General features: G+C 72.7%; 17 protein-coding genes and 2 pseudogenes. 12 read left to right on the plus strand and 7 right to left on the minus strand.

Annotated features, from left to right (window positions below; translation table 11 throughout):
* Nucleotides 1-36: 36 nt before the first annotated feature.
* Nucleotides 37-633, minus strand: coding sequence for a hypothetical protein (locus ACWEN3_RS23215; protein WP_452974160.1), 597 nt, complete (start codon nucleotides 631-633; stop codon nucleotides 37-39).
* A 567-nt stretch (nucleotides 634-1,200) separates the two neighbouring features.
* Between ACWEN3_RS23215 and ACWEN3_RS23220 the strand changes: the two genes are divergently transcribed.
* On the plus strand, nucleotides 1,201-2,718 hold the full coding sequence (locus ACWEN3_RS23220; protein ID WP_452974163.1) for a glutamate--cysteine ligase: 1,518 nt from the start codon (nucleotides 1,201-1,203) through the stop codon (nucleotides 2,716-2,718).
* A gap of 581 nt (nucleotides 2,719-3,299) precedes the next feature.
* Nucleotides 3,300-4,100, plus strand: a complete 801-nt coding sequence (locus tag ACWEN3_RS23225) for a CPBP family intramembrane glutamic endopeptidase (protein ID WP_452974166.1) — start codon at nucleotides 3,300-3,302, stop codon at nucleotides 4,098-4,100.
* Between the two features lie 11 nt (nucleotides 4,101-4,111).
* On the opposite strand, the gene ACWEN3_RS23230 is transcribed toward ACWEN3_RS23225, so the two are convergent.
* Nucleotides 4,112-4,924 carry a PhzF family phenazine biosynthesis protein gene (locus ACWEN3_RS23230; protein ID WP_452974169.1) on the minus strand — a complete coding sequence of 271 codons (813 nt, stop codon included), beginning with the start codon at nucleotides 4,922-4,924 and terminating at the stop codon, nucleotides 4,112-4,114.
* A 222-nt stretch (nucleotides 4,925-5,146) separates the two neighbouring features.
* Between ACWEN3_RS23230 and ACWEN3_RS23235 the strand changes: the two genes are divergently transcribed.
* Nucleotides 5,147-5,773, plus strand: a complete 627-nt coding sequence (locus ACWEN3_RS23235) for a PadR family transcriptional regulator (protein ID WP_452974172.1) — start codon at nucleotides 5,147-5,149, stop codon at nucleotides 5,771-5,773.
* A gap of 64 nt (nucleotides 5,774-5,837) precedes the next feature.
* On the opposite strand, the gene ACWEN3_RS23240 is transcribed toward ACWEN3_RS23235, so the two are convergent.
* Nucleotides 5,838-6,266 (minus strand): type II toxin-antitoxin system Rv0910 family toxin, encoded by a 429-nt coding sequence (locus ACWEN3_RS23240; protein ID WP_452974175.1) that lies wholly within the window; start codon nucleotides 6,264-6,266, stop codon nucleotides 5,838-5,840.
* 292 nt (nucleotides 6,267-6,558) lie between these two features.
* Between ACWEN3_RS23240 and ACWEN3_RS23245 the strand changes: the two genes are divergently transcribed.
* Together ACWEN3_RS23245 and ACWEN3_RS23250 are read left to right on the plus strand one after the other, a co-directional pair.
* The gene (locus ACWEN3_RS23245; protein WP_452974178.1) at nucleotides 6,559-7,119 is read left to right on the plus strand and encodes a Clp protease N-terminal domain-containing protein; all 561 of its coding nucleotides are present in this window, start codon (nucleotides 6,559-6,561) and stop codon (nucleotides 7,117-7,119) included.
* A gap of 74 nt (nucleotides 7,120-7,193) precedes the next feature.
* Nucleotides 7,194-8,198, plus strand: a complete 1,005-nt coding sequence (locus ACWEN3_RS23250; RefSeq protein WP_452974181.1) for an EamA family transporter — start codon at nucleotides 7,194-7,196, stop codon at nucleotides 8,196-8,198.
* Between the two features lie 65 nt (nucleotides 8,199-8,263).
* Here the strand turns inward: ACWEN3_RS23250 and ACWEN3_RS23255 are convergent, their stop codons facing one another.
* Complete coding sequence (locus ACWEN3_RS23255) at nucleotides 8,264-8,944, minus strand: pyridoxamine 5'-phosphate oxidase family protein (protein ID WP_452974184.1); 681 nt, start codon at nucleotides 8,942-8,944, stop codon at nucleotides 8,264-8,266.
* 48 nt (nucleotides 8,945-8,992) lie between these two features.
* Here ACWEN3_RS23255 and ACWEN3_RS23260 point away from each other — a divergent pair.
* The 4 genes and pseudogenes from ACWEN3_RS23260 to dnaK all read left to right on the plus strand — a co-directional run.
* Nucleotides 8,993-9,427: pseudogene (locus ACWEN3_RS23260) on the plus strand (GntR family transcriptional regulator); the annotation flags it as partial.
* Nucleotides 9,423-9,674, plus strand: a pseudogene (locus tag ACWEN3_RS23265) (hypothetical protein); the annotation flags it as partial. The pseudogenes ACWEN3_RS23260 and ACWEN3_RS23265, both read left to right, overlap by 5 nt.
* Nucleotides 9,675-9,839: 165 nt before the next feature.
* A complete protein-coding gene (locus ACWEN3_RS23270; RefSeq protein WP_452974187.1) occupies nucleotides 9,840-10,265 on the plus strand; it encodes an OsmC family protein in 426 nt (141 codons plus the stop codon).
* A 138-nt stretch (nucleotides 10,266-10,403) separates the two neighbouring features.
* On the plus strand, nucleotides 10,404-12,266 hold the full coding sequence (dnaK, locus tag ACWEN3_RS23275; RefSeq protein WP_452974190.1) for a molecular chaperone DnaK: 1,863 nt from the start codon (nucleotides 10,404-10,406) through the stop codon (nucleotides 12,264-12,266).
* A gap of 22 nt (nucleotides 12,267-12,288) precedes the next feature.
* Here dnaK and ACWEN3_RS23280 read toward each other — a convergent pair whose 3' ends face one another.
* Nucleotides 12,289-13,152, minus strand: a complete 864-nt coding sequence (locus ACWEN3_RS23280; RefSeq protein WP_452974193.1) for a helix-turn-helix domain-containing protein — start codon at nucleotides 13,150-13,152, stop codon at nucleotides 12,289-12,291.
* Between the two features lie 95 nt (nucleotides 13,153-13,247).
* Nucleotides 13,248-14,075 (minus strand): helix-turn-helix domain-containing protein, encoded by an 828-nt coding sequence (locus tag ACWEN3_RS23285; protein ID WP_452974195.1) that lies wholly within the window; start codon nucleotides 14,073-14,075, stop codon nucleotides 13,248-13,250.
* Between the two features lie 143 nt (nucleotides 14,076-14,218).
* Between ACWEN3_RS23285 and ACWEN3_RS23290 the strand changes: the two genes are divergently transcribed.
* Nucleotides 14,219-14,524: a 4a-hydroxytetrahydrobiopterin dehydratase gene (locus ACWEN3_RS23290; RefSeq protein WP_452974198.1), complete on the plus strand. Its 306-nt coding sequence runs from the start codon at nucleotides 14,219-14,221 to the stop codon at nucleotides 14,522-14,524.
* Nucleotides 14,525-14,529: 5 nt separating this feature from the next.
* On the plus strand, nucleotides 14,530-15,276 hold the full coding sequence (locus ACWEN3_RS23295; RefSeq protein WP_452974201.1) for a class I SAM-dependent methyltransferase: 747 nt from the start codon (nucleotides 14,530-14,532) through the stop codon (nucleotides 15,274-15,276).
* 41 nt (nucleotides 15,277-15,317) lie between these two features.
* Here ACWEN3_RS23295 and ACWEN3_RS23300 read toward each other — a convergent pair whose 3' ends face one another.
* The gene (locus ACWEN3_RS23300; RefSeq protein WP_452974204.1) at nucleotides 15,318-16,082 is read right to left on the minus strand and encodes a phytanoyl-CoA dioxygenase family protein; all 765 of its coding nucleotides are present in this window, start codon (nucleotides 16,080-16,082) and stop codon (nucleotides 15,318-15,320) included.
* 124 nt (nucleotides 16,083-16,206) lie between these two features.
* Between ACWEN3_RS23300 and ACWEN3_RS23305 the strand changes: the two genes are divergently transcribed.
* Nucleotides 16,207-16,584 (plus strand): methyltransferase domain-containing protein (locus ACWEN3_RS23305; RefSeq protein WP_452974207.1); only part of this gene is annotated, 378 nt, incomplete at its 3' end.

Genomic DNA, 16,584 nt, shown 5'->3' on the forward strand with positions numbered 1-16,584 from the left:
GGTGGAGACCACCTGGAGGTCGTTCGTCCTGAGCCCCTACCACAGCCTGGCCGCCGGCGAGCCGAGCAGCGGGAGACGGGTGGCGCGATGTGTCAGCACCGGCAGCAGTTCGGCGACCCGGTGCGGCCGGTGCGCGGATATGCCGGGCGGCGCCGGGGCGAGCGGGACGAGCAGATCGGTGGCGGCCGGATGCCCCTCCGCGCCGTCGGCGGTGCAGTCGCCGTGCAGCCACAGCGTGAGCATGTACAGGCCGGGCACCGACAGCAGCCGTGCCTGGTAGGGCTGTTGCAGCGCCTCCGCCTGCTGCAGGGCGAGTTCGGTGGAGGGGACGTACGGACCCTCGAAGAAGTGCGAGAAGGCCCAGCCGTCGGGCGTGAGCATCGTCTCCGCCGCGGCCACCGCCCGGTCGCCGCAGCGGATCAGGAACCGCCAGCCGGCCAGCCGGGTGGCGGACAGACCCTGTGCGGTGATCCGGTCCAGCACATGGACGGGCAGCGGGAGTTCGGGGGTCGCGGGACCCTGCGCGGCACGCAGGGAGGGGGTACGGGCCTCACGGACCGCGGTGGGGGAACCGAGGGCGGTGAGGACGGAACGCAGGGCAGGCGCGGGGGCAGGGGGCACGTGCAGCGGCATGTGGGTCGCCTCTCATTCGACAGGCGCGGCGGCGCGAGGAGGGTGGGGCGGACGGCGCTGTCTGCTCACGGGAAGGCGGAGAGGTGGCCCGGGTCGGTGAAGAACGAGGGCGCGGCTCGCCCAGCCGTCCGTCGACCGGGACGGCAGGAAAACGGCACGACCAGGACCGAGGGCGCCACCCTCCCGCCTTGTGGACGAAGTTTATACGACGCGTGTTCAGCCGATGTTTCGTCTATCGCATTCCGGTAAGTCGCGCAAGGCGTGAATAGGCCGTCGATTTGCGGGTCTCATCCCGGTTTTCAGACCGGTCACCCGCTGCTGACCTTGCAATACGCTACGGTGGCGGTCGGCCGAATGTCGTCGGCGTTTTTCACGAGGCGTTCGGGGCACACGGATGTGCGACCTGCGGCATGCCCCGTGAATGTGCCGCGGGGAACATTCCGACAGAGTAGCGGGCAACGGGCCCGCGCGGGACGTTATCGATCGCTTCGGCTGGGCATCATCCCACCTGACTTGGGAGCCCGGCGGCCGGATCGTCGGCCCGCCCATCCGAGGAGGGACACTTCGATGGGGGAGAAGGTCGTGGCAGGGCGGTTCGACCTGTCCGATCGCCAGCGCTACCGCGAAAAGCTCCAAAAGTGCCTGACGGGACTGGAGCGGCTGCTGGTCGAGAAGCGATTCGACCGCCCCAAGAACCTCATGGGTGTGGAGATCGAGCTGAATCTCGCCGGGCCGGACGGCATGCCGAAAATGCTGAACGGCCAGGTGCTGGAGCGCATCGCGAGCCGTGACTTCCAAACGGAACTCGCGATGTTCAATCTGGAAGTGAACATAGCGCCACACCGGTTGGGGGGCCGGGTATTCGACCGGCTCGCCGAGGAACTGCGCACCTCGCTCGCCTACGCCGACCGCAAGGCCGGCGAGGTCGACGCGGGCATTGTGATGATCGGCATTCTGCCCACGCTCGACCGGGACGACCTGGTGTCGTCCAACCTCTCCGAGGTCGACCGGTACACCCTGCTCAACGACCAGATCGTGGCCGCGCGCGGGGAGGACTTCCGGCTCGACATCGAGGGCGTGGAGCATCTGGTGTGCACCTCGAAGTCCATCGTGCCCGAGGCCGCGTGCACCTCCGTGCAGCTGCATCTGCAGGTCACGCCGGGCCGGTTCGCCGATGTGTGGAACGCGGCCCAGGTGGCGACCGCGGCGCAGATCGCCCTCGGCGCCAACTCACCGTTCCTGTTCGGTCACGAACTGTGGCGTGAGTCCCGGCCGCCGTTGTTCCTGCAGTCCACCGACACCCGGCCGCCGGAACTCCAGGCGCAGGGGGTGCGGCCGCGCACCTGGTTCGGCGAGCGCTGGATCTCCTCGGCGCACGAACTGTTCGAGGAGAACCTGCGCTACTTCCCGGCCCTGCTGCCGATCTGCGACGACGAGGAGCCGCTGGAGGTCCTGGACGCCGGCGGCATCCCCAAACTCGCCGAACTCACCCTGCACAACGGCACGATCTACCGCTGGAACCGGCCGGTGTACGGCATCGCGGACGGGGTGCCGCACCTGCGCGTGGAGAACCGGGTGCTGCCGGCCGGCCCGACCATCACCGACGTGATCGCCAACGCGGCCTTCTACTACGGCCTCGTCCGGGCCCTCGCCGAGGACTCCCGGCCGGTGTGGACGCGACTGCCGTTCGCCGCGGCCGAGGCCAACTTCGACGCGGCGTGCCGGTACGGCATCGACGCGCGCTTCGTCTGGCCCCGGCGGGGGCGCTACGGCGGCACCGGCGAGGTCGACGCGGTGACCCTGGTCCGCGACGAGCTGCTGCCGCTGGCCTCGGCGGGGCTGGACGCGTGGGGCGTGGAGGCCGCCGACCGGGACCTCTACCTGGGCGTCATCGAGGAGCGCTGCCGGCGCCGGGTCAACGGCGCGTCGTGGCAGGCCGCCACCTTCCACCGGGCCCTGGAACAGGGTCTGACCCGGGACTCGGCCCTGGCCGCGACGACGCGGCGCTACGCCGAGCTGATGCACGTCGGCGAACCGGTCCACACCTGGCCAGTGGGCCTCCCAGAACCCGTCCCACTGGGCTGAACCCGGACCGAGCGCCTGGAACGCCCCGTTACACCGCCGGGCGGAGCGACGCGACCTTCGACACCGGGTCGCTCCGCTGGGTGGGGCGGGGGGCCTGGTGGTGGGGCCGATTCGCCGGGTGAGACGACGGGAGCTTGGTGCCGGGTCGTTTCGCCGGGTGGGGTGGTGGGCCTTGGCGGCGGGTCGTTTCGCGGGGTGGGGCGCTGCGGCTTGGTGTCGGTCGCTTCGCTGGGTGGGGCCGATGGGGCTGTGCACTGGGTCGATTCGCCAGGGGCGGTCGTGGCTTGGCGGCCGGCTTGCTTCGCGGGAGGGGCGGCGGGGGTTTGGTGGCAGGCCGCTTCGGCGGATGTGATCGAGAGGTTGGGGCGGCCGGGGCGCTTCGGCGGGTGGGTTCGAGGGGGTCGGGGCCGGGCGGTTCGTCAGGTGGGGGCGAGGGGGTTCGGGGGCGGGCGGTGAGGGGCTGGGCGGTGTGCAGGCCGTGTCGGCTGGGGTGTGGGCCGGTACGGCGGCCTTATGTGTCCTTCTGCGATCCTTGCGGGCAGAGGTGGGCCGTGGGCCCGTGAGCCCGGCTGGAGGCAGGGGTGCAGGTGGAGGCTGACTCGGTGGCCGAATCCGGGGCGCGGGAGCGCGACCCCCGGCGGATCCTGCGGGACGAGACGCTGCTCGTCCTCGCGCTCTCGCTGGGGGCGAGCGGAGTCTCCGCGCTGATCAGCTTCATCGGCTCGGTCACCAAGCCGGGCGGCCTGAAGGAACAGGCGGCCACCCTCAACGCCTCGGCCGCCCCGGGCCGCCCCTGGCTCGACCTCGCCTGGCAGCTGTTCGGCATCGCGACCGCCCTGGTCCCGGTGGCCCTGGTCGCCCACCTGCTGATGCGCGAGGGCAGGAGCCTGCGCACCCTCGGCTTCGACCGCACCCGCCCCTGGCCCGACCTCGCCCGGGGCGCCGGCATCGCGGCCGTGATCGGCAGTACCGGGATCGCGTTCTACCTGGCCGCCCGCGGCCTCGGCTTCAACCTCACCGTCGTGCCCGAGGCGCTGCCCGCCGTGTGGTGGAAGTACCCGGTGCTGATCCTCTCCGCGGTGCAGAACGCGGTCCTCGAGGAGGTCATCGTCGTCGGCTATCTGCTGCGCAGGCTGGGCCAGTTGGGCTGGACCCCGGGGACCGCACTGGTGGCCAGCGCGGTCCTGCGCGGCTCGTACCACCTCTACCAGGGCGTCGGCGGCTTCATCGGCAACATGGTCATGGGCGTGGTGTTCGTCTGGCTGTACCGCCGCTGGGGCCGGGTCGGTCCGCTGGTCGTCGCGCACTCCCTGCTCGACATCGGCGCGTTCGTCGGCTACGCCCTCCTCGCGGGCAGGGTGGGCTGGCTGCCGACGGCCTGAGGACCGGCCGCTCAGGCGCGTAGTTCGCCCTCGATGACGGTCACCGCGCGGCCGGTGAGCAGCGTACGAGCGCCCCGCAGCCCGGTGCGGACCAGCCCGGAGCGGCGGGAGGCCTGCAGCCCGGTGAGGTCGTCGCGGCTGAGCCGGGCCGACCAGTGCGGGGCCAGCGCGGTGTGGGCGCTGCCGGTGACCGGGTCCTCGTCGATGCCGACGTTCGGGAAGAAGCAGCGCGAGACGAAGTCGTAGCCCCGGGACGGGTCGTCGGCGCGGGCGGTGGCGATGATGCCGCGCGCGGAGTACGCGCCGAGGGACTTGTGGTCGGGGGAGAGGCCGAGGACGGTCTTCTCGTCCGCCAGCTCCACCAGCAGGTCACCGACGTTCGCCCCGGTGTCGAAGGCGGCGACCGGCGACGCGCCCAGCGCGGCGGCGACCCCGTCCGGGACCTCGACCGGGGTGAGCGGGGCGGTGGGGAAGTCGAGGGTGACGGAACCGTCCGCGCCGGGCGTGGCGATGAGCACGCCGCTGCGCGTGGCGAACCGCACCGGGCCCTCGTGGGCGCCCGAAGTGTGCAGGACATGGGCCGTGGCGAGCGTGGCGTGCCCGCACATCGCGACCTCGGCGACGGGCGTGAACCAGCGCAGCGCCCAGTCCGCCTCGCCGCCCTCGGGCAGCCGGTGCGCGAACGCCGTCTCGGCGTGATTGACCTCCATGGCGACGTTCTGGAGCCAGTCGTCGTCCGGGAAGACGTCGTCCAGGAGCAGGACCCCGGCGGGGTTGCCGGCGAAGGGCCGGTCGGTGAAGGCGTCCACGATTCGAATGCGCATGCCCCGAAGCTAGTGGCTCCGACAGCCGCTCAACCAAGGCCAATTCACGAGTCCTGGCACGTTTCCCGCACTCCGGCCGCGCGCACCCGCGCGTACGGGCCGAGCTTCGACGAGTTGTCGGGAAGGGCCTTGTCATGCGATCGGTTCCGATATATCGTTGAGGCATCGCGAACGATACGCGATGCATACGTGACTGATCAGCGATGGAATGGAGTGATCGCGATGCGTACCCACGGATTCGAGCGTGGACATCGGCACGAGGGCCCCGGCCGGCGGGGCATGGGTGGATTCGAGGCCCGGCGGGCCGCCTTCGGGCCCTTCGGTCCGGGCGGCCCGGGATTCGGTCCCGGCGGCCCCGGCTTCGGACCGGGTCCCTGGGGCCCGCGAGGGCGAGGTGGCCCCAGGGGGCGGGCGCGGCGCGGTGACGTGCGTGCCTCGATCCTGGCCCTGCTCAAGGAACGGCCCATGCACGGCTACGAGATGATCCAGGAGATCGCCGAACGCAGCGGCGGTGCGTGGAAGCCCAGCCCCGGCTCGGTCTACCCCACCCTCCAGCTGCTGGAGGACGAGGGTCTGATCGCCAGTGAGAGCGAGGGCGGCAAGAAGCTGTTCTCCCTCACCGACAGCGGCCGCACCGCCGCCGACGAGGGGCCGGACGCCCCCTGGGAGGAGGCCTCGCGCGGGGTCGACTGGGAGGCCCTCAGTGAGATCCGGCAGGCCGGCTTCGGTCTGATGGAGGCCTTCGGACAGGTCTGGAAGACCGGCAGCAAGGAACAGCGCGAGAAGGCGCTGGCCGTCATCAACGACGCCCGCAAGAAGCTGTACCTCATCCTCGCCGACGAGCACTGAGTCTCGTACGACGGCCCGGGCGCCCCGCGGAACACCTCCGCGGGGCGCCCGCGCGTGTCCGGGCTCAGGCCACCAGTGCGCCGAGCTTGCGCAGCGACTCGTTCAGGGCGGCCGTCGCCGAGTCCTTGAGCTTGCCCGCCATCAGCGACACCGCGGCGCCGGTGAACTCGCCGTCGATGCGCAGGGTCGTGGCGTCCCCGTCCGGGGTGAGCGTGTAGCGGGTGGCGACGGTCACCGCCATCGGGCCCTTGCCGCGGATGGCGAACACCCGGGCCGGTTCCAGCTCCTCGATCGTCCAGTCGACCTCTGCCGGGAAGCCCATCAGCTTCATGTTCTCCTGGAACGTGCCGCCCACCGCCAGGGTCTGCGGACCGCCCTTGGGGAAGCTGGTGTGGGTGGCGTTCCACTCCCCGTACGACGGCCAGTCGGTGAGCCGGCTCCACACCTTCTCGGCCGGCGCCTGGATGTGTGCCTCCGCGCTGACTTCGGCCATGCGACCACCCCTTCGGTTCGGGCGTACCCGGCTACGGTGTCGCGGAACGTAGCCGCAGAGCCGTGAACATTCAATACTGATGAACCGTCAGAAAGGGTCGGCGCGGGGCCGGTCCACGGGTCGTGTCACCCGTGCGGGGCGCATGGCAAGACGGCGCGCGCCCCTCGGGCCGGATCGGCCGGATCTCCTCCGTAAGGATGAGATTCCGAACGCCGATGTCCACTCGGCGTGGGACGCGCAAATGGTTCCGCCCGTGGATGACTCGGTCCGCCGGGGCTGATGTGGTGGAGGTGTGCAGCCCCGTACAGCCCACCGGACCGCCCAGGACGAGGCGAACCCGTACCCGGACGACGCCGCCGGGCTCGACGCCGAGCTCGCGGCGGTGGTCGCGGGTGCCCGCCGCAGGGCCGTACGGGACGGGGACCGGCACATCGACACCGCCCACCTGCTGCACTCCCTCCTCGAGCACGACCCCGAGGTCCGCTCCGCCGTGGGCGGCCCGCCGCAGCTCGCCCGGCTCCTGGGCTATCTCGTCCAGCGCAGTATCGGCTACGGCCTGCGCTGGCAGGGCAGCGTGGAGGACTCCGGCGCCATCGCCGTCGTGACCGGTCCCCGCGACGGCGGGACGAGGGACGCAGGGGGCTGGTCCCCGGCCGCGGCCGCCGCCCTCGTGTACGCCCATGAGCGGGCGCGGCGCCGGGGCGAGGGCCGGGCCACCGGGTCCGACCTGCTCGCCGGGCTCGTCGCGGATCCGGGCTCCCGCGCCGTCGAGGTCCTCGAACGCGCCGACGTCTCCGCCCATGACCTGCGCGCCCGCTTCCAGTACGCCGACGAGGGCGGCGCGGCCCGCTGAGGCGGTGACCCCGGCGTCCATCCCGTGAGACAGGTGTCATCGGGGATGACGCTCCTGTCGTCGACTGTCATCATGTGCCGGTGCATACGTCTGAGAGCAGTCAGGGCAGCCGGGGCAGGGGTGCGGGACTCGGTCTCGCGCTGGTCTCCGCGCTGGCCTTCGGCGGGTCCGGGGTGGCCGCCAAGCCGTTGATAGAGGCGGGGCTGGACCCGCTGCACGTGGTGTGGCTGCGGGTGGCCGGCGCCGCCGTGGTGATGCTGCCGCTCGCCGTACGGCACCGCGCCCTGCCGCGCCGCCGCCCCGCTCTGCTCGCCGGGTTCGGCCTGCTCGCCGTCGCCGGTGTCCAGGCCTGCTACTTCGCCGCCCTCTCCCGGATCCCGGTGGGCGTGGCGCTGCTCATCGAGTACCTGGCGCCCGCCCTGGTGCTCGGCTGGGTGCGGTTCGTGCAGCGCAGGCCCGTCACGCGCGCCGCCGCGCTCGGCGTCGTGCTCGCGGCGGGCGGACTCGCCTGTGTGGTGGAGGTCTGGTCGGGGCTGAGCTTCGACCCGCTGGGCCTGCTGTGCGCGCTCGGCGCCGCCTGCTGCCAGGTCGGCTACTTCGTCCTGTCGGACCAGGGCACCGACGCGGGCGACGAGGCGCCGGACCCGCTCGGTGTCATCGCCTACGGCCTGCTCGTGGGCGCGGCCGTGCTGACGGTCGTCGCCCGCCCCTGGACCATGCGCTGGTCCGTGCTGGCCGGTTCCGCGGACATGAACGGCACCGCCGTACCCGCCCTCGCCCTGCTGGCCTGGATCGTGCTGGTCGCCACGGTGATCGCGTACGTCACCGGTGTGCTGTCCGTGCGACGGCTGTCCCCGCAGGTCGCCGGTGTCGTCGCCTGTCTGGAGGCGGTGATCGCGACCGTGCTGGCCTGGGTGCTGCTCGGCGAGCACCTGTCGGCACCGCAGGTCGCCGGCGGCGTGATCGTCCTGGCCGGCGCGTTCATCGCCCAGTCCTCCACCCCCGCCAAGGGCTCCCCGGATCCGCTCGCCTCGGGCGGCGCGGAACGGGAACTGGCCGCGCGCGGCACCGCCGCGTAGGTGCCGCTCACGCTCCGCGGGCCTCGCCGTGCGCGGGCCCGCGGAGCCGGGGCGTTCCCCGGTGACTACCGTGCCGCCAGGTAGTCCGGCAGGTCGATGCCGGGCGTCAGGTCGGCGTTGGGCACCGGGGCGTCGTAGCCCTTGCGGAGCGGGACGACCCCGGCCCAGTGCGGCAGTTCGAGGTCCTCGGGATCGTCGTTGGCGCCGCCGGTGCGGACCTTGGCCGAGACCTCATCCAGGTCCAGGCGGATCACCGCGGTGGCGGCCAGTTCCTTCTTGTTCGCGGGCCGGGAGTCGGCGGCCCGCCCCGGTACGACGTGGTCCACCAGCGCGTCCAGCGCCAGCCGCCGCTCCTCGGGGTCGGTGACCTCGTGCGCCACGCCGTGCACCACGACCGAGCGGTAGTTGATCGAGTGGTGGAAGGCGGAGCGGGCCAGCACCAGCCCGTCCACATGGGTGACGGTCAGGCACACCGGCAGGCCCGGGTCGGCCGTACCGGTCATCCGCAGCGGGCGGGAACCGGTGGAGCCGTGGACGTAGAGCCGCTCGCCGACCCGGCCGTACAGCGTCGGCAGCACCACGGGCGCCCCGTCGCGGACGAACCCCAGGTGGCAGACGTACCCCTCGTCCAATATCGCGTGCACCAGCTCCCTGTCGTACGACGCCCGTTCCGCGGAGCGCGTGGGCACGGTGCGGTCGGTCGGGGTGTAGGCGGCGGACTGGGCTTCGGCGGTCGTGCCCGGCATGGCGTCCCTCCATGGCGATGTTCATTGCACTAGTGCATAATGTCTTTTGTGCTAGGAGAGTATCGGATCGAAGGGCGCGGCGCAGCAGAGATCGCGGCCAGCGTCGAACGCGCGGTCGGTGCGGGGGAGCTGCGGCCGGGCCAGCACCTGCCCCCGATGCGGGAGTTGGCGCAACGGCTGGGGGTGAATCCGAACACGGTCGCGGCCGCCTACCGCACCCTGCGCGAGCGCGGGGTGATCGAGACCGCCGGCCGCCGCGGCAGCCGCGTCCGGCCCAGACCGGCCACCACCGGACGCAGGGAGCTGCGCGTGGAGGTGCCCGCCGGCGGCCGCGACCTGTCCACCGGCAACCCCGACCCGCACCTGCTGCCCCGCCTGGCCCCGGCGCTGGCCGCGGCGGCCGAGGCGGGGGACCGGCGGCCCGTCCTCTACGGCGACGACCCCGTCGACCCGGAGCTCGTCCGCGTCGCCCGCACCGAACTCCGCCCACGACCCCGCCGACGGCGAAGTCCTCGCCTTCGAGGAGCAGATCGGCTCCCACGGCGGGCTCGGCGGCGCCCAGTCCCACCCGTTCCTGCTCTCCCCGCTGGACCTGTCCGCGCCGGCCCGGCACGGCGAGGACCTCACCGGCGCCGAGGACGTGCACCGCGTGCTGCGCCGCTGGCTCGGCGAGCTGTCCGGCCCCCAAGTGCCGCTCACCGCGGAGACGGAGGAGGAACGGGCCGCCTGAGAACGGACCGCCCCACAGTGCGGCCCGGACGGGTCTGTCCGCCGCCACGGGCACGACGTCCGCCGTTCACCCCTCGTGGGCCGGTCCTCAGCGTGCGGCGACCCCGGATGTGATCGGATAGGCCACGGACACCCGGGAACGGGACCCCACGCGAAAGGAACCAACGTGGCTACCACGCGCACCGCGCACACCGTCTGGGAAGGCGAACTGCTCACGGGCAGCGGCGTCGTCACCTTCGACTCCTCCGGCATCGGCCAGCAGCCGGTGTCGTGGCCGTCGCGCGCCGAGCAGGCGAACGGCAAGACCAGCCCCGAGGAGCTGATCGCCGCCGCCCACTCCAGCTGCTTCTCCATGGCCCTCTCGCACGGCCTGACCGGCGCCGGCACCCCGCCCACCCGGCTGGAGACCAAGGCCGACGTCACCTTCCAGCCCGGCACGGGCATCACCGGCATCCACCTCACCGTGCGCGGCGAGGTGCCCGGCCTGGACGAGCAGGCCTTCCAGTCGGCCGCCGAGGACGCCAAGAAGAACTGCCCGGTCAGCCAGGCCCTGGCCGGCACCACCATCACGCTGACGGCCGAGCTGGCCTGACGCCCGTACCTCCTTCGGTGCCGTGTCCCCGCGAGGGGGCGCGGCATCGCCGTTTCCGGGCACTCGTGCATTGACAGCGTCGCGCGCACGATCTGTGCTGGGAGTGCCGGAGACGCCCGGGCGGAAGGGGACGAAACCATGGCACGTGCGGTCGGGATCGATCTCGGGACGACGAACTCGGTGGTGGCCGTCCTGGAGGGCGGTGAGCCCACCGTCGTCGCCAACGCGGAGGGCGCGCGAACCACCCCGTCGGTGGTGGCGTTCGCGAAGAACGGCGAGGTGCTGGTCGGCGAGGTCGCCAAGCGACAGGCCGTGACGAACGTGGAGCGCACCGCACGCTCGGTGAAACGGCACATGGGCGACGCGGCCTGGCGGTTCCCCGAGCAGGGCTCGGTCGACGGCGCGCGCCTGCGGGCGCAGGAGCTGTCGGCGCGGGTGCTGCAGAAGCTGAAGCGGGACGCGGAGGCCTACCTCGGCGAGGACGTCACGGACGCCGTGATCACCGTGCCCGCGTACTTCGACGACGCCCAGCGCCAGGCCACCAAGGAGGCCGGCGAGATCGCGGGCATGAAGGTGCTGAGGATCATCAACGAGCCGACCGCCGCCGCCCTCGCCTACGGCCTGGACCGCGGCGAGGAGCAGACCGTGCTGGTCTTCGACCTCGGCGGCGGCACCTTCGACGTGTCCCTGCTGGAGATCGGCGACGGCGTCATCGAGGTGAAGGCCACCAACGGCGACACCCACCTGGGCGGCGACGACTGGGACCAGCGGATCGTCGAGCACCTGGCGAAACGGTTCAAGGGGCAGTACGGCATCGACCTCGCGAACGACAAGATGGCCGTGCAGCGGCTGCGCGAGGCCGCCGAGAAGGCCAAGATCGAGCTGTCCTCCTCCACCGAGACCTCGATCAACCTGCCCTACATCACCGCCTCCGCCGAGGGCCCGCTGCACCTGGACGAGAAGATGACCCGGGCCCAGTTCCAGGAGCTGACCGCCGACCTGCTCGACCGCTGCAAGAAGCCCTTCCACCAGGCCGTCCAGGACGCCGGGGTGGAGCTGTCCGCGATCGACCACGTCATCCTGGTCGGCGGCTCCACCCGGATGCCCGCCGTCACCGACCTGGTCCGTGACCTCACCGGCAAGGACCCGCACAAGGGCGTCAACCCCGACGAGGTCGTCGCGGTCGGCGCGGCCCTCCAGGCGGGCGTCATCCGCGGCGACGTCAAGGACGTGCTGCTGCTGGACGTCACCCCGCTGTCCCTCGGCATCGAGACCAAGGGCGGCATCATGACCCGGCTGATCGAGCGCAACACCACGATCCCCACCCGCCGTTCGGAGATCTTCACCACCGCCACCGACAACCAGCCCTCGGTCGGCATCCAGGTCTACCAGGGCGAACGCGAGATCGCCGCCTACAACAAGAAGCTCGGCGTCTTCGACCTCACCGGCCTGCCGCCGGCCCCGCGCGGGGTCCCGCAGATCGAGGTGGCCTTCGACATCGACGCCAACGGCATCATGCACGTCTCCGCCAAGGACCTGGCGACCGGCCGCGAGCAGAAGATGACCGTCACCGGCGGCTCCGCCCTGCCCAAGGACGACATCGACCGCATGATGCGGGAGGCGGAGCAGTACGCGGAGGAGGACCGCAAGCGCCGGGAGGCGGCCGAGACCCGCAACCAGGCCGAGCAACTCGTCTACCAGACCGAGAAGTTCCTGCGCGACAACCACGACCGGGTGCCCGAGGCCACCCGGAGCGAGGTCGAGGAGGCGACCGGGGAACTGAAGACCCTGCTGGAGCAGAACGCCGACACCGCCGCCCTGCGCACCGGCGTGGAGAAACTCGCCACCGTCAGCCAGAAGATGGGCCAGGCCATGTACGAGGGCGCCGCGGCCGCCGGCGGCCCGACCACCGAACAGAGCACCCACGCCCCCGACGAGGAGGGCGTGGTGGACGCCGAGATCGTGGACGAGGACCGCGACACCAGGGGAGGCGCGGCCTGACACGCGCGGCGCCCCGCGGGCGTCAGAGGTCCTCGCGGTACTCGCGCAGGATCTTGCGCGTGCGCTGCGCGGAGGCGGCGCGGGCCGTCATGTGGTCCAGCACCTCCAGATGGGCGGCGACCTCCCGGCGCGAGTCCAGATAGAGGGCGCCGGTCAGATACTCGGTGAACACCATGTCCGGCAGCTCCGGTTCGGCGAACCGGAACAGCGTGAACGGCGCGTACGTCCCCGGGTGCGGCCCCGCCGCGAACTCGGCTATCTGGAGCGTGACCCGGTCCCGCTCGGCGTACTCGAGCAACCGGTCCAGCTGGTCCCGGAGCACCGCGGCGCACCCGCTGACCGGGCGCCTGAGCACCGTCTCGTCCATGATCACCCACAGATGGGGCGGGTCGGCGCGCTCCAGCAGCCGCTGCCGCTCCATCCGCAGCGACACATGCCGCTCGACCGCGTCCGGCTCGGTCTGCCCGATCGTCCCGGCCTCCATCACCGCACGCGCGTACGCCTCGGTCTGCAGCAGACCGGGCACGAAGTGCGGCTCGTAGGAGCGGATGATCCGGGCGGCGCCCTCCAGGCTGACGTACAGGCTGAACCAGTCCGGCAGCACGTCGTGGAACCGCTGCCACCAGCCCGGCTGGTTCGCCTCCTCGGCCAGCCGCACGAACGCGACGGCCTCCTCCTCGGCCACGCCGTAGGTCTCGAGCAGCACCTGCAGATACGGGATCTTCAGCGCGACCTCGGCCATCTCCATGCGCCGTACGGTCGCCGACGCCACCCTGAGCACCCGGGCGGCCTCCTCACGGCTGAGTCCCGCCGCCTCCCGCAGCTCCTGCAGCCGTTTGCCGAGCACCACCTGGCCCACGGTGGGGGCAGCCCGCCGCTCACTCACGCCACGCCCTCCCTACGCGCCGCCGTATGCGCGCAGTCTGTCACGTGACGCCGTCCCGCACACCAGGGCGAGCCGACGGGACGCTCACACCGTCGTCAACCCGCCAGTGTGTGCAGGTACTTGGTGGTCGCCGGATCGGCGGGCAGGAACGTCTCGATGGCCAGTTCGGCGACGGTGACGTCCATCGGCGTGTTGAAGGTGGAGATCGAGGACACGAACGACAGGATCCGGCCGTCGTGCTCGATCCGCAGCGGCAGCGCGAAGTACGGTACGGGCTCAGCCGGTTCGTCGCCGGGCGCGTCCTCGGGCACCGGATACGCCGTCACCTCCTCGTACAGGGAACGCAGTTGGTCCGAGCGGTGCAGTGCGAGCTGCCGCTCCATCTGCGCGAGCAGATGCCCTCGCCACTCCCGCAGGTTCCGGATGCGCGGCGCCAGCCCCTCCGGGTGCAGGGTGAGCCGCATCGCGTTCGGCGCCGGTGTCGTCAGCCGCTCCGGCACGCCCTCCAGCAGCATCGCGATGCCCCGGTTGGCGGCGACCACCGTGTAGCCGGCGTCGACCACCAGCGCCGGGTAGGGCTCGTAGCCCACGATGAGGCGCTCCATGCCGTCGCGCAGCGCGTCCAGCGCCGGGTCGTCCAACGGGGTCTCCGGATAGTGCGGGGCGTAACCGGCGGCCAGCAGGAGGGCGTTGCGCTCGCGCACCGGCACGTCCAGGTGCTCGGCCAGCCGCAGCACCATCTCCTCGCTCGGGCGGGACCGGCCGGTCTCGACGAAGCTGATGTGCCGGGCGGAGGAGTCGGCGCGCAGCGACAGTTCCAGCTGGGAGATCCGGCGCCGCTCCCGCCAGGCGCGCAGTAGCGGGCCGACCCCCTTGTCGGGGACGGCGGCGGACACGGAGGCTTCGGAGGCGACCATGGTCATACCGACGACCCTAATCGAGGGGCGCGCGCGGGAACGAGCCGTGCCGCCGACGCGTCGGCGGCATCCGGCCGGTGCCGGCGTGGCAGGCTGACACCGTGTCCGCACGTCCCACACGGGTCACCACCAGGAAGGGAGACGGTGTCATGGCCGTCGAACCGCTGTCGCAGAAGGAGATCGAGGACCGGCTGGCCGAGCTGCCCGGCTGGTCGGTGGAGGGGGACCGGCTCACCCGCTCCTACCGGCTCGGCTCGCACGTCGCGGCGGCGGCGCTGGTGGCGCACATCGCCGCCGTCCAGAACGAGCTGGACCACCACTCCGACCTCACCCTCGGCTACAACACCGTCTCCCTCAGCGTGAACACGCACAGCGCGGGCGGCGTCGTCACCGAGCTGGACTTCGCGCTCGCCCGCAGGGTGGAGGACATCGCCCCAGGCCACGGGGCACACTGAGCGATGTGCTCGATTACGAGAAGGAAGCCGACGCCTACGACGCCTCCCGCGGCGGCGAGGCCCGCGCCGATGCCGCCGCGCACGCCGTCCTCGGCCTGATACCCGACGGGCCCGGCCGTCTGCTCGACGTCGCCTGCGGCACCGGGATCGTCACCCGCCGGCTCGCCGCCGGCCGCCCCGGGACGCGGGTGACCGGCGCGGACCTCACCCCCGCCATGGTCCGCATGGCGGGGGCCCGGCTGCCGGGCGCGGTCGTGCGGGCCGACAGCCGCCGCCTGCCCTTCGCCACCGGCGCCTTCGACGCGGTCACCAGCATCTGGCTGCTGCATCTGCTGGACGACGCCGAGGACGTCCGCGCCATCGTCGCCGAGTGCGCCCGGGTGCTCAGGCCCGGCGGGGTGTACGTCACCACGGTCGACAAGGCCGAGGCGCACGACGTCGGCAGCGACATCGACGCGGTCCTCGCCTCCCGCCCGGTGCGGCCCGCCGCGGACGCCGCGGGCACCGTCACCGCGCACGCCGTCCGGCACGGGCTCGGACCCGCGGGCCGGGCCGCCTTCCGCGGGGCCGGACAGGGCCGCAGCCCGCGCGCGACCATCGCCGATCTGCGCCGCGGCTGGTTCACCATGCTGCCGCCCGGCGAGCCGCGCACCGAGGAGTACGCCGCGCGCCTGGCCGAACTCCCGCACCAGGACCGCCCCCGCCAGGACCCGTCCTTCACCCTGCGCGCGTTCCGGAAGCCCCCCGCCTGAGCCGGCGGAGGCAGTGACTCCGGGGCGGGCGAGTCCGGGCGCTACCGGCCCAGACCCCGGCGGATCGCCCGCTCCGCCGGCGAGTACGCGCCGTCCGGCCGGTCCAGCTCGTACGGCACCGCCGGGTGCAGCGGCGGCTGTGCCATGAAGCGCGGCCGGGTGCCGTGGTGCGGCTGCGCCGCGTGCACCAGGAACGGATGGCACAGATAGACGTCACCGGGGCGGCCGGTGGCGTACGCGAGCGGGCGGTGGGCGGTGGCCGCCACCAGGTCAGGGGCGATCTCCAGCCCCGACACGCCCGCCTCGCCGTACGGCTCCAGCAGCGGCGGCACGTCCAGGTGCGAGCCGACCCGGATCCGGGTCGGGGCGTCCTCCTCGGTCACCTCGCTGAACAGGAAGAGCATCAGCAGCGCCCGGTCCTTCGAGCGCAGGTTGGTGTGGTACCAGGTCGCGCCCTCGGGCAGATAGCTGCCCTCGATGTGCCAGCCGGCGTCGTCCGGCTCCTCGGTGTGCGGGAAGCGCAGCGGCAGAGTGCCCAGCGAATAGCGTGGCACCCAGCGCCGCTCACCCACCAGCAGGTCGAACGCCTCATGCAGCGCGGGGGAGTTGGCGGCGGCCGCGAACGGGCCCTGCGCCATGTCGCCGAGCCGCACCACCGGCTCCTTCCAGGTGCCCGGGTCCCCGGGGTCGTACCCCGTCTCCCGCCACAGCAGCCGCGCGCAGTCCTCGGCGACCCGGGGCGGGACCGCGCGCTCGATCTTCACGAAGCCGTCGTCGAGGAAGCGTGTCGCAAGGTCGTCGTCCACGAGCCCATGCTGGGGCCCGGGACCGCACCCGCGCACCCCGTTTTTTGCGGCACCGGCAACAGGAGTGGCCGTACGCCGGTGCGCCGGAGCAGGCTGGCCGCATCCGAGCGAGAGGGCGACCACCATGGCGCATGTCCACCACACCCACCACGGCCACGACCACGCCCACGGGGGCAACACCGACTGGGGTGCGCTGGCGGCGCTGCTGGAGGAGGAGGCGGAGCTGTCCGCCCCGGCGTACGCGCGGGCGCTGGCGTGGCTGGGCGAGGAGGTCACCGGACCCGGGCTGATCGTCGACGCGGGCAGCGGGCCCGGGGTGATCGCCGGCATGGTCGCGGGGACCTTCCCCAGCGCCCGGGTGGTCGCCGTGGACGCCTCGGAGCCGCTGCTGGAGCGCGCCCGGGCCCGGGCCGCCCGGCTCGGCGTCGCCGACCGCTTCGGCACCCTCGCCGGCGAGCGCCCCTGCGCGTCCCGGGACACCCGGTGGATCAGCAGCATGGGC

It is taken from the genome of Streptomyces sp. NPDC004561 (assembly GCF_053602155.1).

Coding starts and splice junctions, on each gene's coding strand:
- ACWEN3_RS23215 (WP_452974160.1), bottom strand. CDS start 633: ATGCCGCTGCACGTGCCCCCTGCCCCCGCGCCTGCCCTGCGTTCCGTC.
- ACWEN3_RS23220 (WP_452974163.1), top strand. CDS start 1,201: ATGGGGGAGAAGGTCGTGGCAGGGCGGTTCGACCTGTCCGATCGCCAG.
- ACWEN3_RS23285 (WP_452974195.1), bottom strand. CDS start 14,075: ATGACCATGGTCGCCTCCGAAGCCTCCGTGTCCGCCGCCGTCCCCGAC.
- ACWEN3_RS23240 (WP_452974175.1), bottom strand. CDS start 6,266: ATGGCCGAAGTCAGCGCGGAGGCACACATCCAGGCGCCGGCCGAGAAG.
- ACWEN3_RS23230 (WP_452974169.1), bottom strand. CDS start 4,924: ATGCGCATTCGAATCGTGGACGCCTTCACCGACCGGCCCTTCGCCGGC.
- ACWEN3_RS23255 (WP_452974184.1), bottom strand. CDS start 8,944: ATGCCGGGCACGACCGCCGAAGCCCAGTCCGCCGCCTACACCCCGACC.
- ACWEN3_RS23290 (WP_452974198.1), top strand. CDS start 14,219: ATGGCCGTCGAACCGCTGTCGCAGAAGGAGATCGAGGACCGGCTGGCC.
- dnaK (WP_452974190.1), top strand. CDS start 10,404: ATGGCACGTGCGGTCGGGATCGATCTCGGGACGACGAACTCGGTGGTG.
- ACWEN3_RS23235 (WP_452974172.1), top strand. CDS start 5,147: ATGCGTACCCACGGATTCGAGCGTGGACATCGGCACGAGGGCCCCGGC.